The 14,296-nt window shown below is 52.9% G+C and carries 18 protein-coding genes and 1 pseudogene; 3 read left to right on the forward strand and 16 right to left on the reverse strand.

Annotated features, from left to right (window positions below; genetic code table 11):
- Positions 1 to 203 (forward strand): integrase core domain-containing protein (locus H627_RS18530; RefSeq protein ID WP_035441196.1); only part of this gene is annotated, 203 nt, incomplete at its 5' end.
- Positions 204 to 278, forward strand: a pseudogene (locus H627_RS20965) (IS3 family transposase); the annotation flags it as partial.
- A 42-nt stretch (positions 279 to 320) separates the two neighbouring features.
- On the opposite strand, the gene H627_RS0114050 reads toward H627_RS20965, so the two are convergent.
- Positions 321 to 1,205: a GNAT family N-acetyltransferase gene (locus H627_RS0114050; RefSeq protein ID WP_027829436.1), complete on the reverse strand. Its 885-nt coding sequence runs from the start codon at positions 1,203 to 1,205 to the stop codon at positions 321 to 323.
- An 88-nt stretch (positions 1,206 to 1,293) separates the two neighbouring features.
- Between H627_RS0114050 and H627_RS0114055 the strand changes: the two genes are divergently transcribed.
- Positions 1,294 to 1,596 carry a hypothetical protein gene (locus H627_RS0114055; RefSeq protein ID WP_027829437.1) on the forward strand — a complete coding sequence of 101 codons (303 nt, stop codon included), beginning with the start codon at positions 1,294 to 1,296 and terminating at the stop codon, positions 1,594 to 1,596.
- Between the two features lie 49 nt (positions 1,597 to 1,645).
- On the opposite strand, the gene rplA is transcribed toward H627_RS0114055, so the two are convergent.
- The 15 genes from rplA to H627_RS0114130 form a co-directional block, all read right to left on the reverse strand.
- Positions 1,646 to 2,335 carry a 50S ribosomal protein L1 gene (gene rplA / locus H627_RS0114060; RefSeq protein WP_027829438.1) on the reverse strand — a complete coding sequence of 230 codons (690 nt, stop codon included), beginning with the start codon at positions 2,333 to 2,335 and terminating at the stop codon, positions 1,646 to 1,648.
- A gap of 83 nt (positions 2,336 to 2,418) precedes the next feature.
- Positions 2,419 to 2,844 carry a 50S ribosomal protein L11 gene (gene rplK, locus H627_RS0114065; RefSeq protein ID WP_027829439.1) on the reverse strand — a complete coding sequence of 142 codons (426 nt, stop codon included), beginning with the start codon at positions 2,842 to 2,844 and terminating at the stop codon, positions 2,419 to 2,421.
- A 396-nt stretch (positions 2,845 to 3,240) separates the two neighbouring features.
- Positions 3,241 to 4,095 (reverse strand): alpha/beta fold hydrolase, encoded by an 855-nt coding sequence (locus H627_RS0114075; protein ID WP_035441197.1) that lies wholly within the window; start codon positions 4,093 to 4,095, stop codon positions 3,241 to 3,243.
- A 2-nt stretch (positions 4,096 to 4,097) separates the two neighbouring features.
- On the reverse strand, positions 4,098 to 4,646 hold the full coding sequence (nusG, locus tag H627_RS0114080; RefSeq protein WP_027829442.1) for a transcription termination/antitermination protein NusG: 549 nt from the start codon (positions 4,644 to 4,646) through the stop codon (positions 4,098 to 4,100).
- A gap of 134 nt (positions 4,647 to 4,780) precedes the next feature.
- Complete coding sequence (secE, locus tag H627_RS0114085) at positions 4,781 to 4,954, reverse strand: preprotein translocase subunit SecE (protein ID WP_027829443.1); 174 nt, start codon at positions 4,952 to 4,954, stop codon at positions 4,781 to 4,783.
- Between the two features lie 19 nt (positions 4,955 to 4,973).
- The gene (rpmG, locus tag H627_RS19840; RefSeq protein WP_081674942.1) at positions 4,974 to 5,123 is read right to left on the reverse strand and encodes a 50S ribosomal protein L33; all 150 of its coding nucleotides are present in this window, start codon (positions 5,121 to 5,123) and stop codon (positions 4,974 to 4,976) included.
- A 65-nt stretch (positions 5,124 to 5,188) separates the two neighbouring features.
- Positions 5,189 to 5,782, reverse strand: a complete 594-nt coding sequence (locus H627_RS19500) for a sigma factor (protein ID WP_051225458.1) — start codon at positions 5,780 to 5,782, stop codon at positions 5,189 to 5,191.
- 123 nt (positions 5,783 to 5,905) lie between these two features.
- A complete protein-coding gene (locus tag H627_RS0114095; protein WP_027829444.1) occupies positions 5,906 to 6,454 on the reverse strand; it encodes a YacP-like NYN domain-containing protein in 549 nt (182 codons plus the stop codon).
- Positions 6,454 to 7,224: a 23S rRNA (guanosine(2251)-2'-O)-methyltransferase RlmB gene (gene rlmB, locus H627_RS0114100; protein WP_035441198.1), complete on the reverse strand. Its 771-nt coding sequence runs from the start codon at positions 7,222 to 7,224 to the stop codon at positions 6,454 to 6,456. Before rlmB ends, H627_RS0114095 begins: the two co-directional genes overlap by 1 nt.
- The gene (locus H627_RS0114105) at positions 7,217 to 7,618 is read right to left on the reverse strand and encodes a Mini-ribonuclease 3 (protein WP_035441199.1); all 402 of its coding nucleotides are present in this window, start codon (positions 7,616 to 7,618) and stop codon (positions 7,217 to 7,219) included. The genes rlmB and H627_RS0114105 overlap by 8 nt, the downstream gene beginning before the upstream one ends.
- Positions 7,615 to 9,024, reverse strand: coding sequence for a cysteine--tRNA ligase (gene cysS, locus H627_RS0114110; protein ID WP_027829447.1), 1,410 nt, complete (start codon positions 9,022 to 9,024; stop codon positions 7,615 to 7,617). The genes H627_RS0114105 and cysS overlap by 4 nt, the downstream gene beginning before the upstream one ends.
- Positions 9,025 to 9,147: 123 nt before the next feature.
- The gene (gene gltX, locus H627_RS0114115) at positions 9,148 to 10,659 is read right to left on the reverse strand and encodes a glutamate--tRNA ligase (protein WP_027829448.1); all 1,512 of its coding nucleotides are present in this window, start codon (positions 10,657 to 10,659) and stop codon (positions 9,148 to 9,150) included.
- Between the two features lie 66 nt (positions 10,660 to 10,725).
- The gene (locus tag H627_RS0114120) at positions 10,726 to 11,865 is read right to left on the reverse strand and encodes a PIN/TRAM domain-containing protein (RefSeq protein ID WP_027829449.1); all 1,140 of its coding nucleotides are present in this window, start codon (positions 11,863 to 11,865) and stop codon (positions 10,726 to 10,728) included.
- Entirely contained in the window at positions 11,862 to 13,274 is a 1,413-nt protein-coding gene (radA, locus tag H627_RS18540) for a DNA repair protein RadA (RefSeq protein WP_051225459.1), read from the reverse strand. Before radA ends, H627_RS0114120 begins: the two co-directional genes overlap by 4 nt.
- Positions 13,275 to 13,335: 61 nt before the next feature.
- Positions 13,336 to 13,875 carry a dCTP deaminase/dUTPase family protein gene (locus H627_RS0114130; RefSeq protein WP_027829450.1) on the reverse strand — a complete coding sequence of 180 codons (540 nt, stop codon included), beginning with the start codon at positions 13,873 to 13,875 and terminating at the stop codon, positions 13,336 to 13,338.
- Positions 13,876 to 14,296: the final 421 nt, after the last annotated feature.

The following is a 14,296-nucleotide window of genomic DNA, read 5'->3' on the forward strand; positions in this document are numbered from 1 at the left end:
AAGGCTGGCAATACCAAACCCGTGAATACCAGATCCGGTTACACGCCATGGGAATCGTTCCAAGCATGTCCCGCAAAGGCAACTGTCATGACAATGCCCCAATGGAAAGTTTCTTCAACCTGCTTAAGCGTGAACGTCTCAATCGACAACCGATTAAGGATATTAAGGAGCTGAAACAAATCGTGACGCATTACGCCAGATAGTTTAATCATGATCGAATTTCACTGAACAAAAACGGCCTGACCCCGATTGAATATCGGAATCAAACCGCTGCGTAATTAATTTCCAAACTGTCTAACTTTTTTGTTGCACTTCATAATTCAGTGGTTGTTTTTCTTCGGACATATTAAATACACCACTTCCGTTTGTTTTTTGAATCCTGCATTGGCATAAACATGCAGCGCCGCCGGATTATTGGTCTCGACCCCCAGCGTAAATGCCTTGGGGGCCGCCGCACTGCGCACCGCCATGATTTGCCGGACCATGTCGGTCCCCAACCCCTGATTTTGGTAGTCCGCACTGATAAAGAGACTAAAGAAATAATCACTGACACCGCTGATATCCACCGCACAACTGCCGACAAGCTGCTGGTTCAGCACATACACATAGGTAAGCGTCTGGTCATCCGGAATGGCCCGCATCAAATAATTGCGCGCCGCCGCTGGGGTTTGATCGGCAAAGGCGGCGGTGTACAGCGGGACCAGCGCCGCCACATCCGCGGCACGCAGGGGCCGAATACGGCCGGGACTCTGCTTGGGCATCGGAAACTGAGCCGTGGCGGCGGCCATTTGATACTCGGCTTCCGGATCTGCTTGCAAGCCGGTCCGGGCAAGAAATTCGGGATAGTCGGCTAGAAAGACTTGCTCCGTGATGAATTCCCACTCAGTATAGCCGTTGGCCAGCAGCACCGGCTTGGCCGCCTGCCACAGCGCGGTGGCCACACCCTGCCGGCGGCACTCGGGGTGTACCAGGACAAATACATCGGCCATGGTGCCCGCGCCGCCGTCCGTATACAAGGACAGCAGGCCAATTAATTGGTCAGCGCGATACGCCAGAAAAAAGCTGGGCATGGTCAGCGAAAAATTAAACTGATTGCTTAGGTACGGCTCCCGATACGTGTGATCATGGGCCTCAACAGCGGCCACCAGTTGATTGGCCGCTGCGCGTTGGGCAGCTGAAAGATTAGGAACAATAGTAATCGTCATACGCGTGCTCGCTTCCATTAAAAATTGATACGTATACTGTAGCATATCCCTGCTGATTCGCGTACCATACAAAGCAAGGAGGGATTCCATGGCCCAATTGTCCCGTAAAGAAGCGACCCGCCGGATGGCGCAGTACGCTGAACAAGCCAATGCACTGCCGGATTTTGCCCAGCACTATTTACTTTTTCAAATGGTCTGGTCAAAAGAAGAGCTCGCCGCGGCGCTAACGCCGTATATCACCGCTGACCAAATCAAAAAGTGGCTGCAGCCGCCAATGTTTTCCGAACACTTCCCGCTAGTGGTCATTGTGCGCCCCGATCGACCGGATGAAATTGAAATCGATGGGTTGCGCGATTTGTACAATTTATCTTTTTTGGCCCAGGGCAAGTAAAAAAGCATCGCAGAGAAATCTCCGCGATGCTTTTTGATCGTCTAAAAAATTAGAACGATGTCGGATCAACCTTGATGCCAGGGCCAAAGGTGGAAGAAATCGAAAGGTTCTTGATATAGTTCCCCTTAGCAGAAGCCGGGCGAGCCTTGATGATGGTGTCGTTGAAAGTCTTGAAGTTCTCTTCCAGCTTGGCATCATCGAAGGATACCTTGCCAATGGGTGCGTGCACGATACCGGCCTTGTCAACCCGGTAGGCAACTTGCCCAGACTTGACGTCGTTGACGGCCTTCGCCACGTCCATGGTCACCGTACCGGTCTTGGGGTTAGGCATTAAGCCCTTCGGTCCCAATACCCGGCCCAGACGACCAACTTGGGCCATCATTTGCGGTGTTGCCACGGCAACGTCAAAGTCCAACCAGCCGTCTTGAATCTTTTGCACCAAGTCCTCGGCACCGACTTCGTCAGCACCGGCTTCTTGAGCTGCCTTGGCTTGATCGCCTTGGGCAAAGACAATGACGGTAACCTTCTTACCAGTCCCGTTAGGCAACACGACGGCGCCCCGGATCTGCTGGTCGGCCTTCTTCGGGTCAACGGCTAAGTTGTAGGATACCTCAACGGTTTCATCGAATTTGGCAAAACCAGTCTTCTTAACCAGCGGAATTGCTTCGCTGGCAGAATAGATTTTGTTCTTGTCCACCAATTTGGCGGCGTCTTGATACTTTTTACTCTTTTTTGCCACTCTGTTTTCCTCCTTGCAAAATGTGGTTAACGGGCGCTCAGGCCCTCCCACTTGATCAATCAGCTTTCACTAATCATCCGTACTTAGTCTTCGACGGTGATCCCCATCGAACGAGCCGTACCTTCAACCATGCGCATGGCGGCGTCAACGTCAGCCGCGTTTAGGTCTTGCATCTTGGTTTCAGCGATTTCCTTAACCTGATCCTTAGTGACCTTGGCCACCTTCTTGGTGTTCGGTTCGCCAGAACCCTTGTCTACGCCAGCTGCTTGCTTCAAAAGAACGGCAGCCGGAGGAGTCTTCGTTACGAAATCAAAGGAACGATCTTCATAGACGGTGATAACTACAGGGATGATAGTCCCCTTTTGTTCTGCTGTGCGGGCATTGAAGTCCTTGGTGAAGGCGACAATGTTAATGCCGGCTTGACCCAAAGCAGGACCAACAGGAGGTGCAGGGGTCGCCTGACCAGCAGGGATCTGCAACTTTACAACGTTTGCTACTTTCTTTGCCACGAAACATACCTCCTAGCGTTCGTGCCGTGGTTCATGGAGATGTTGATTTCTCCTCCCACGTGTAGAAAAAACTACCTGAATACTATAGCATGGGCGCGCATAAACAACAAGTTTGGTACGGTTAAATCGTTCGTTGATTGCCGTGCCAATGCTCCGCAAGCTGCGGCTGAGGGGGCTGGCGACGCGCAGCAAGTGCGAAGCCGAAGGCGTAGCTAGCCATGACGGCGTTTTGAGCCTGCTGCGCAGTCTCAAAATCGCCTAACAACATCGGCGGCAAAGCCGCCGTGTTGTTTCCATGGCTGAGCCCCCTCAGCCTCCGCTTGCTACGCATTGGCACTAGATTCACTGTACCCATAATTTTGCCGTGTACCGTCCGACTATTTTCCATTAATCAAACTACGACGCGTACAAAAACCGCACAATATTATCATCCACCAGCTTATTCTCATGCAGCAGCGAGTGGGCGCCGCGGACGCCGCGGATGAGGACTTCTTGATAATCGATGCCGGCCTTGGGTAAGAGCCAGCGCAGGGCGAAGGCGGATTGGACGGCGATGACACCGTCGTCGTGCCGGGTGGGGATGGTGAAGATGTCGCCGGCGATATTCAGGATGTGAATATCCCGGGGCAGGTCGTGGACTTTTTCGGCAATATAATGATAAATCGGTGCTTGCCGGAATGGTCCGCGGGGTCCCCATTCGTAAACCAGGATCTCATCCGTGTCCTTGCCCAGTTCAATATCATTGAACGGCCCCGCCAGGGTAACGATCTTATTGATTTGGGGAGTATCTTTGGTGGGCAGCTGCATCGCCGCCAGCATGACCAGCACAGCGCCCATGGAATGACCGACCAGGTTCACCCGGTGCACGCCATTGTGTTTCAAGAGCACCAGGATTTGGTGCAGCCAGGTGAGTTCAGTGGACAGATGGGCCCGGGAACGGCAGAAAATCACCTGAATCGTCGGATTTTTAGTATCCAGCAAATGGCCCTGAACCCGTAACTGGCCATTTCTTTTTACGTGAATCACCATGGCCTTTTGCGCAATGCCGGCCCGGTGCAACCGCCCCAGCAAGTGGCCAAAGGAATAACGGTTGCCGCTATACCCATGAATATAAATTGTCGGCGTGTTGCCGAGGTGCGGCTGAATGGGGGTGAAGTGTTTCGGCACGTGACCGATTCGCCACCAATCCACTGCGGCGGCCACCAGCACCGCTGCCGCGCCCAGCAGCAGCCCCCACAGCCACCAAGCCATAATCAGATCTTATCGACTTGGTCGAAATTGAGTTCTGCGCTGGTTTCCCGCTCGAACATGGTGATGTTGACCTTCAAGGTCAGCTTCTCCTTGTTCACTTCGGTCACCTTACCAACCAGCCCACTGAAGGCGCCATCGATGATGGTGACACTCTCGCCAGGTTCGAAGTCCACGGCACCTTCATGGCGCGTGCTCATGCCCATGGAGTGCAGGACTTGCGCCACTTCGCTGTCCAGCAGCGGGGCTGGCTTACTGCCGGCCCCGTGGGACCCAACGAAGCCGGTGACACCGGGGGTGTTCCGCACGACGAACCAAGATTCATCGGTCATGACCATTTCCACCAGGACATAGCCAGGGAAGGTCTTCTTCTTTTCCATGACTTCTTTCCCGTTTTTCTTTTCCATTTCCTCGTCTTCAGGCACAACAACGCGGAAGATGAAGTCCTCCATGTTCATGGATTGGGCCCGGGATTCCAGGTTTGCCTTGACCCGGTTTTCATAACCGGAGTAAGTGTGCAGTACGTACCAATGTTTCTCAGCTGTTTCGACCATGATTGAACTCCTTTTCTTTTTGGGCAAAATAAAAAAAACTCCGCTCACGAAGTTTTCGACACCCCTAGTATAGCAAATGCGGACAAAAAAAGCGACGGCTAAAGAAAGTCATCGCTGCAGCTGGTTAATCGTCTTTACAGCTTGACGAACCAGTTCATGGCGGTGCCCAGGACCCAGTCCACGGCACCGAAGAAAACGCCGAACAAAATAGACGTGATCACAACGGTCCCGGTATCATGGCGGTTTTCTTTAAATGTTGGCCAAGTGACCAGCTTCATTTCTTGAACGACACTCTTCAAAAATTTCATTTCGTTACTTACCCCTGACTTATCGTGTTTCGCGATGGATCGTATATTTACCGCAATGCTTGCAGAACTTGCGTAACGTCAAGCGCTCGGTCCGGTCCTTTTTCTCAGCAACCATATAGTTGCGGGAACCGCAAACGCTGCACGCCAGGGCGACTTTCCTTACTGCCATGGGCTTGTCCCCCTATTGTTTCAGATTCTGTACTGAACCACTTTAGCATAAGGGAGCGGGCAGCGTCAAACCCGAGGGGGTGTGCTCATTCGGCGAATTTCGGCCGTGGTGCAATCCTCCGTCATTAATTCCGTCAACTTCTCCCGACAGGCAGCCCGCGCACAGCGAAACTGGTAAGGGGTCATCGTTTCCACCACAGTTTGCCCCTGCAGCATAGCTTGCCAGACGGATTGTTGCTGACCGGATAATTGCGGCCAGAGGTCGGGGATATGCCGCAAATAGGTGTCTAACACATTAGTCTCAGTGTTTTCAGCAGCGGTCTGTAATTTGCCGCTCACCAGCATTTGCTCCAACGATACATTGTCAGCATCCCCCTTGCGTTTGGCCGCCATTTCCCGCCGCACAAGCCCGCGCACATGATTGGTAAAACAGTACTTGAAGAAGCCGCCAAACTTTGATCCCCGCCGACCGTCAAATCGGCAACAGCTCTGATAGCAGCATAACCGAGCCTCCTGATACCAATCATCATCATCAAATAGGCGGACAAAATAATGTTTACGAATACTATTCACCAACGGCAAATATTTTTGGAACAGAGCTTCTAGGGCTTCTGAATCGCCGGCGGTGACGGCGGCGATCAAGGTCTCATCGATTGGCATGCTCATCCCTCCACAACTGTCAATAAATTCAGTATAGAGGGGCAAAAAAAGAGCCGCCAAGCGAACTGACGGCAACAAAATATAGTAATTTTAATCAGAAATTATTAGTCCATGATCAGCGCATTAATCATGCGCGTCATCATGGCCCCGTTTATCGATCAGCTTTTTCAGGAATTGCCCTAAGCTGAGCATTTGGTCCGGCCGCCAAGGGACATTGCGCGGCGTGGCCGCGGCAAAATGTTTCGTGTCGGCCGCCAGCTGATCGCGCATACGCTTGATCTCCCGGCCAAACTCCGGCGACGAGATCCGCAGTGCACCCCGGGAAAACACAGTCCACTGCTCCGCCTGATCAGAGGTCACCACCGTCACCTGATTCAGCGGGGTATTCAATTCTCCGGTGAGGTGCTCAATATAGCTGTCGGCCGTTTCGTCTTCCGGCGTGAAGGTCACTTCCAAGTCCCATTTCGTGAAACTCTCTTTGATTCCCGGGACGTACATTGCATCAAAAATTACGATGATCCGCACGTCGCCAATAAACTTGTGATATTCCGACAGAATGTCCAATAACCGATCCCGGGCCTGGTCGAAGTGCCCTGCTTCTTTGAGCTTGGTCAGCTCGGCCCACGACCCGATGACATTATAGCCATCCACGATAATGATCTGATGGCGCATCAGTTGTCACCCCGTCGACCGAGAAATACCCGGTACATGATGATTGCCGCGGCGACGGACGCATTCAGACTCTGAATCTGCCCCGCCATGGGAATCGTTACGGTCCCATCTAGCAGCTTGGCGACACCTGGGGAGATGCCCTTGCCTTCGTTGCCGATGACGATAGCCACCGGACCGCTGCTGTTCCAGGTCGTGAAGTCTTCCCCATCCATGGCGGTGCCAAAGACCCAGACACCGCGTTTTTTGATTTCTTCGATCGTTCGGCTCAAGTTGGTCACCCGGGCAACAGGGACGCGGCTCAACGCGCCAGCCGCTGCTTTCGCCACAGTGCCTGTAAGCGTAGCCGCCCGGTGCTTGCCGATGATCACGCCGTGGACACCAGCGGCATCCGCAGTCCGAACAATGGACCCGAGATTATGGGGATCCTCCACGTTATCCAGGACCATAATAAACGGCGGCTCACCCACCGCTTCGGCTTTGGCAAAAATATCGTCCACGCTGGCATAGGGAAATGCCGCTAGAGCCACGACAACACCTTGATGATTGGCGCCGTTCACCAAGGTATCTAATTTAGCCTTGGGCACTCGGGACACCATAATCTTATGCCGTTTGGCCAGGGCTAAAATATCCCCGGCAAACTCCTTTTGTACTGTATCCTGCAAGAAAATCTTATTCACCGTCTGGGCATCCGCCTGTTGCAGGGCGGCGATGGCCGGGTGGCGGCCGAAGACGAGGTTTTCGTCCACTGCCGGTGTCTCATGTTCAGTCATGCGTATGACCCTCCTCTACTTGCGTAATGCACCAGTGGGCCAGTTCAGCGATCCGGACGGTTTGTTCATTCGCCTGCAGATAACCGAAGATGGCTTCAAAGCCGGTGGAAATCCGATACGTCAATACCGATGTGTTTTTAGCGTGGGTATAACTCTTGGCATTCCGCCCGCGCCGGAACGCATCCTTTTCATCCGCCGTCAGCACATCGCCAGTTTCCATCAATGCGCTCAGTTTAGCCTGCGCCTTGGCTGAAACAAAATGGGTCGAGCGGCGCTGCAGGGCGGCCGGCTGGCGAATTCCCTGACTCAGTAAATGTTCCCGGATAAAGACTTCATAGACCGCATCGCCTAAGTAGGCCAGATCAATGCCGTTCAAACTTTTGTCATCAATCATTTGCGGTGCCACCGCGTTCCTTGAGGCGTGTCTTCCAAGATGATCCCTTCCTGAGCCAGTTGATCACGAATCTCATCGGAGCGGGCAAAGTTCTTGGCTTTGCGGGCCGCAATGCGTTCTTCAATCAAGTTTTCCACATCCGCATCCAGCAATTCGCCCGTTTCAGCAAATTGAATGCCAAAGATACCGGCCAAATCCCGCAGCAGGCCCCGGAGATGTTCCAGGGTGCCGATCCGCACGACTTTCTGCTCGACATAGGTGTTGATGGTCTTCGCCAATTCATAGACATGGGTCATCCCGTTCTGGGCGTTGAAATCATCATCCATGGCCGTGATAAACGCAGTTTGAATCGCGTCTGCCTGGTCGTCCACTGCCGAGGTATTACCGGCTTCAGCGCTGGCAAAACGGTAGTTCAAATTAGTCCAGGCCGTCTGCAGGCGCTCCAAATTATTCTTGGCATCCTGCAAACTGGCCTGGCTGTATCGAATCGGCCGCCGATACTGGGTGGTAGCCATCAAAAAACGCACTGCCTGGGGATCATTGTCTTGAATCAAATCCCGGGCCAACACAAAGTTGCCCAGGGATTTACTCATCTTTTCATCGTCGTCGCCAATCGTGACGAACCCATTGTGCAGCCAATAGCGGGCAAAAGTGTGGCCCGTAGCCGCTTCGCTCTGGGCAATTTCATTTTCGTGATGGGGGAATTCCAAGTCCTGGCCGCCGCCATGAATGTCAAACGTCGCGCCCAAGTACTTAATGGACATCACGCTGCATTCAATGTGCCAGCCTGGTCGGCCCTGGCCCCAAGGCGATTCCCAAGAGATCTCGTCGGGTTTAGCTGCTTTCCACAGAGCAAAGTCCAAGGGGTCTTCCTTCCGCGCCAGTTCTTCAGCCGTCACGTGTTGGGAGGCGCCCTGTTCCAATTCATCTACATTCTGACCGGACAATTCACCATAATTCTTGAACTTCCGCGTCCGATAATAGACGTCGCCATCCACAGGATAGGCATAGCCTTTATCCACCAGAATTTTGATGAAATCTATAATTTCCGGAATGTTGTGCGAAGCCCGGGGATTCACCGTCGCCCGTTCAATGTTCAGCGCATCGGTGTCTTCATAGAACGCCGCAATATATTTGTCCGCAATCGCTGGTACCGTGCTGTTTTCGGCCTTGGCTTCATTGATCAGCTTGTCGTCCACGTCAGTGAAGTTCGAAATATAGTTGACCGTGTAGCCGCGAAATTCAAAATAGCGGCGAATCGTATCAAAGGCAATGGCGGACCGGGCATTGCCGATATGAATATAGTTGTAAACCGTGGGCCCGCAGACGTACATGTTCACAATGTGCGGGGTCAACGGATGAAACTCTTCTTTTTGGTTGGTAAGCGTATTCCAAACTTTAAGCATAGGGTCCACCTTTCTTTAAATGGTGTTTGCTTACTATTATACCCTAGAAAGCAACGTCAACTAAAAAAACACGCACCCTCCACCAGGCTATTCACCCAGCGCAGGTGCGCGTCATTCTCATATTTAATCTTGTTTTGTACTCAGTGAGGCCATTTCCTGCAAGGTCAAATTCAAATGTTTATTGACCTTGTCGATCCCCAAGATCTCAATGGACTCCGCTAATTGCGGGCCATGGGTCTCGCGGGTCGTGGCGATCCGAATCGGCATGTAGAGCTTGCGGCCCCGGGCACCGGTATCCTTCGAAATATCATAGATCATATTTTGAATGGCATACGCCGTAAACTGAGGCAGCTCCTGAATCCGCTTCTGGAACTCCTGCAAGACTGGCAGGGCAAGCGGATCAGATAATTCAACCTTCGCCTGGTCCGTCAATGCGGGCGGCTCGATGAAGAAGATCTCGGACAGCTTAACGATCTGCTGGGTAAAACTCATCTGATCTTGGAACAGCCCAACGATGGCGCGCAGCCATTCCAGCGTCTTACGATCGATCTTTTCCTTAGGCAGCCGCTCCGCGTCTTGCCAATTGCGAATGCTCAGGCCGAGCAGCGTGCTGGGATTGGTCTTCTTCACATACTGGTTATTGACCCATTCCAGCTTCTTGGCATCAAACTTTGCTGGCGAGCGGGACAGCCGAGTCGGGTCGAACTGTTTGATCAATTGTTTCCGGGTGAACAGTTCGTTTTCGCCCACCGGAGACCAGCCCAACAGCGTAATGAAGTTGAACATGGCATCCGGCAAATAACCTAATTCCCGATACTGTTCGATGAACTGCAGGACACTCTCGTCCCGTTTGGATAATTTCTTCCCAGTTTCGGTATTGATGATCAGGGTCATGTGGCCGAATTTCGGCGCTTGCCAGCCAAAAGCCTCATAGATCATCAGCTGCTTCGGCGTATTGGCAATATGGTCGTCACCGCGCAGCACGTGGGTAATTTCCATGAGGTGATCATCAATTACAACGGCAAAATTATACGTCGGCATGCCGTCCCGCTTCTGGATCACCCAGTCGCCGCCGACATCATCGGAGTCGAAACTGATCTTGCCCTTGACGATATCGTCCCAGGCATAAGTGTGATCCTTGGGCACGCGGAACCGAATGACCGGCTTTAAGCCCTTAGCTTTCGCGTCGGCGATTGCTTGGGCCTTTTCATCCGCGCTCATCCCGGCGTATTCGTCTTCGTACCGCGGTGTTTGGCCAGCAGCCTTCTGGGCTTCACGCTGCGCCGCGAGTTCGTCTTCAGTCATGTAAGACTCGTAGGCCTTGCCTTCGTCCAGCAATTGCTTGATATAGCGGTCATAAATATCCCGCCGTTCACTCTGGCGATAAGGACCATAATCGCCGCCGACATCCGGACCCTCATCCCAGTCGATGCCCAGCCAGTGCAAGTTGTCGATCTGGCTTTGCGTACCGCCTTCAATGTTCCGCTTAGTGTCGGTGTCTTCAATCCGCAACACCATGGTGCCGCCATTGTGGCGGGCAAACAAATAATTAAATAGGGCCGTCCGGGCATTACCGATATGCAGGTGACCCGTCGGAGACGGGGCGTACCGGACACGAATCTTTCCGTCAGTCAAAGAAATAACCTCTTTCCACAAGTTAAAAATCCACAAATATCAGTCTACTTGGAACCCAACGGGACTTCAAGCCCGTTTCTTCGACTTATTGTCGCTATCGCTGCTGTTCAGCTTCTTGGTTTGATGCGCCGGCTTGGCGAAGATCATCCGCCCGGCACTGGTTTGCAGGGCACTGGTGACGATCACATCCAGCATCTTATTGATGTAGAACTGACCATCCTCAACGACGATCATCGTCCCGTCTTCCAGATAAGCGACCCCTTGGGCCCGTTCGGTCCCTTGCTTGATCACCTTCACCGTCATGGTTTCCCCGGGCAGGACTTGGGGTTTCAAGGCATTGGCCAAGGCGTTGATATTCAGCACCGGCACGTTTTGAAATTGGCTAACCTTATTCAGGTTGAAGTCGTTCGTGACGACAATACCATCAATCAGCTTCGCTAACTTGATCAGTTTCGAATCCACTTCGGTTAAATCGTCGAAATCGCCATCGTAATTATCGATGTGCACCGCTGGGTCCTTGCGCATGGCATTGAGAATGTCCAGGCCGCGCCGACCCTTAGCCCGCTTCAGATTATCAGCGGAATCGGAAATCAGCTGCAGTTCGTGGACTACAAAATCTGGAACAAGCAAAGTGCCCTCGATAAAGCCGGTTTTGGCAATGTCGTGAATCCGGCCGTCAATGATCACACTGGTATCCAGAATCTTATACCGGCGAAAATTATCATCTGCCTTGCGGCCCATGACTTCCCCGGATTTGGTCGGTTCCGGTGTCCGCCGGCGGGCAAACGTCTTGCGCCAATCCTCCACGCGCAGCGAGCCGACCCGGGCCCCCAAATAGGCCATCAAAATCATTAAGCCGATAGGCACGATCTTATTCGTCAACACATTCCGTGTCTGGTACAGCGGAATAGAAATCAAATTGGCAATGATCAGTCCCGCAGTGGCGAATAGCGTACTGAACAGCAGCACCGACGGCGATAGCGCCGCCAGTTTAGCCTCTGTTTTATTTAAACTTGCCGTTAGCGTCGGTTCCGCTGCCAATTCGACCACTAATAGAATAATTGCACCTAACAAGGCATTGACTAACCCGTTCATCAAGAACATGTTGGTATCCTGACGGAGCAGTGCCCAGAAATATGGAAAAATAGCATAACCCATGGCCGCCCCAGCCAGGGCGAAAACAAACCGCATAATATTTTTTCTCATGCGCCACGGCCCCCTTTCCCTGCTAATGCAGCTTTACTTGGTTTCAGCGCCTGTTGCAGGCACTGGGTGATCGTCGTGACCCCCACGACCTGAATCTTCGCAGTGGGCTTATAGCGGGATAAATTATTTTTCGGAACAAAGATCCGTTTGAAGCCCAGCTTGGCCGCTTCTTCAATCCGGCTCTCGATCCGATTCACCCGGCGGATTTCACCGGTCAAACCGATTTCGCCCACGAAACAATCCCCAGGATCGACTTCGGCGTCTTGGTAACTAGAGGCCACTGCCATGGCAATCGCCAAATCAATGGCCGGTTCATCCAACTTCACCCCGCCAGTGGCCTTCAGATAAGCATCCTGATTCTGCAACAGCAGATTCGCCCGCTTTTCCAGTACCGCCATGATCAAGGCTGCCCGGTTGTGGTCGATGCCTGTGGTGGTTCGCTTGGCATTGCCGAACAGTGTTGGGGACATCAAAGCCTGAATCTCAACCAAAATCGGCCGTGTGCCCTCCATGGACACCACGATGGCCGATCCCGTCGCATGGGGCAAGCGTTCCTCCAAAAACGACTCGGAGGGGTTGTCCACCACGTGCAGGCCATCTTCTTCCATGGAGAAAATCCCGATCTCATTGGTGGACCCATACCGGTTCTTCACGGCACGCAAGATTCGATACGTATGGTGCATGTCCCCCTCAAAGTATAGAACGGTATCGACCATGTGCTCCAACATTTTTGGCCCGGCAATCGCCCCATCTTTAGTCACGTGCCCAACAACAAACGTCGTCAGCCCATCGTTTTTCGCGATGCGCATCAACTCATTGGTCACTTCCCGCACCTGACTGACACTGCCAGCGGCTGAGGCTAGGGCCGGTTCATTCATCGTCTGAACAGAATCAATGATTAGAAAACCCGGCTTGACCTCTTTGATTGCCCGGCGAATCAAATCCATATCGGTTTCCGGATAAACGACGACGTGCTTGCCGCCAACCCCCAGCCGTTCAGCCCGCAGGCGAATCTGGCTCGCGCTTTCTTCCCCGCTGACGTACAGCACCTGTTCGCCGCTGGTCTTGGCCAACTGGCCAGAAACCTGCATCAGCAGAGTAGACTTGCCAATACCCGGATCACCGCCGATCAAGACCAGCGACCCCGGCACGACCCCGCCCCCCAAGACGCGGTCGAGTTCAGAAATGTGCGTTGGGATGCGCTTGTTATCATCCAGATTAACGGCATCCAGGGCAACGGGCTGACTTTGCACGCCATTGCTGCTGCCGCCCACTTTTTTGTTGGCATCCGCGGTGTAGACCTCTTCCACCATTTGGTTCCAAGCGCCGCAGTTGGGGCAGCGGCCGAAATATTGCGGTGACACATAACCGCAGTTTTGACAGACATAGCGGCTTTTTGTTTTGACCATTGAATACCCCTTTCCTTTTGTTGGTATCAGTACAGTATGCGCCCTTCAGCGACAAGTGCCATCAGTCGGAAGAACCAAATCCGCCGGCCCGGTCGCGGTCGTTCCCCGTATCCTGATCGGCCGTTAAATATGGCATGAAAATTCCCTGCCCAATTCGATCTCCCTGGTGCAGGACCACGTCCCGTACGCCAAAGTTCACCAAAGCAAAGAAAATTTCACCTTCGTTGCTGGGGTTGTTGTAATAATCAGCATCGACAATACCCACCCCATTAGGCAGGATCAGCCCTCGCTTGATCGGGTTGCTGGATCGATTGGCCAGCATCAGATACTCGTCGTCGCCCATGTAAGCCTTGATCCCCGTGGGGACCAAATATGGCTTCAGTACCTCTTCAGCCCGCTCATAATCGCGATCAGTCAACGGATGCTCATTCCGAATCAGCCGAAACAACCGAACAAAATTCATCCGCCACACCGTCGGCAGCAAGAAATCCTCTGCCACGGTAAAATCATATCCCGCCGAATGCCGCGTCGCCCGCTGAGGCAAAGCCAACCCCGCCTCCGCAAACCGACTCACCACGGCAAAACCGCGTTTTTTTTCCATGTTCATCCCTCTTTATCAATCACTCTGAAACTGGCCGTCATTGTCCATGTCTAGTGTACGTAGTGCCAATGCGTAGCAATCGGAGGCTGAGGGGGCTCAGTGGTGGAAACCACACGGCGGCTTGCCGCCGATGTGGTTAGGCGACTTTGAGACCGCGGTTTTTGCGGGCTCAAAGCGCCGTCACCACGTTCCAGCCCCCTCAGCCGGAGATTGCGGAGCATTGGCACGGCAGCCAACGACGTATCAAGTTCCATTGTCTCATTCTACCATCGCAGGCAGGATACTTGCACTCCAGCCGTTCCTCCGGTACATTGAATTTAGAAAAACACCCGAATTGTCAAATTAAGTGCAACAGTGAAGACTCATCCATGTGAATTGGTTTAGGTAGTGGGCAGGGATTCCTCCAGGCCCAGGGGGGAGG

It is taken from the genome of Schleiferilactobacillus harbinensis DSM 16991 (assembly GCF_000425885.1).
Classification (GTDB): Bacteria; Bacillota; Bacilli; order Lactobacillales; family Lactobacillaceae; genus Schleiferilactobacillus; species Schleiferilactobacillus harbinensis.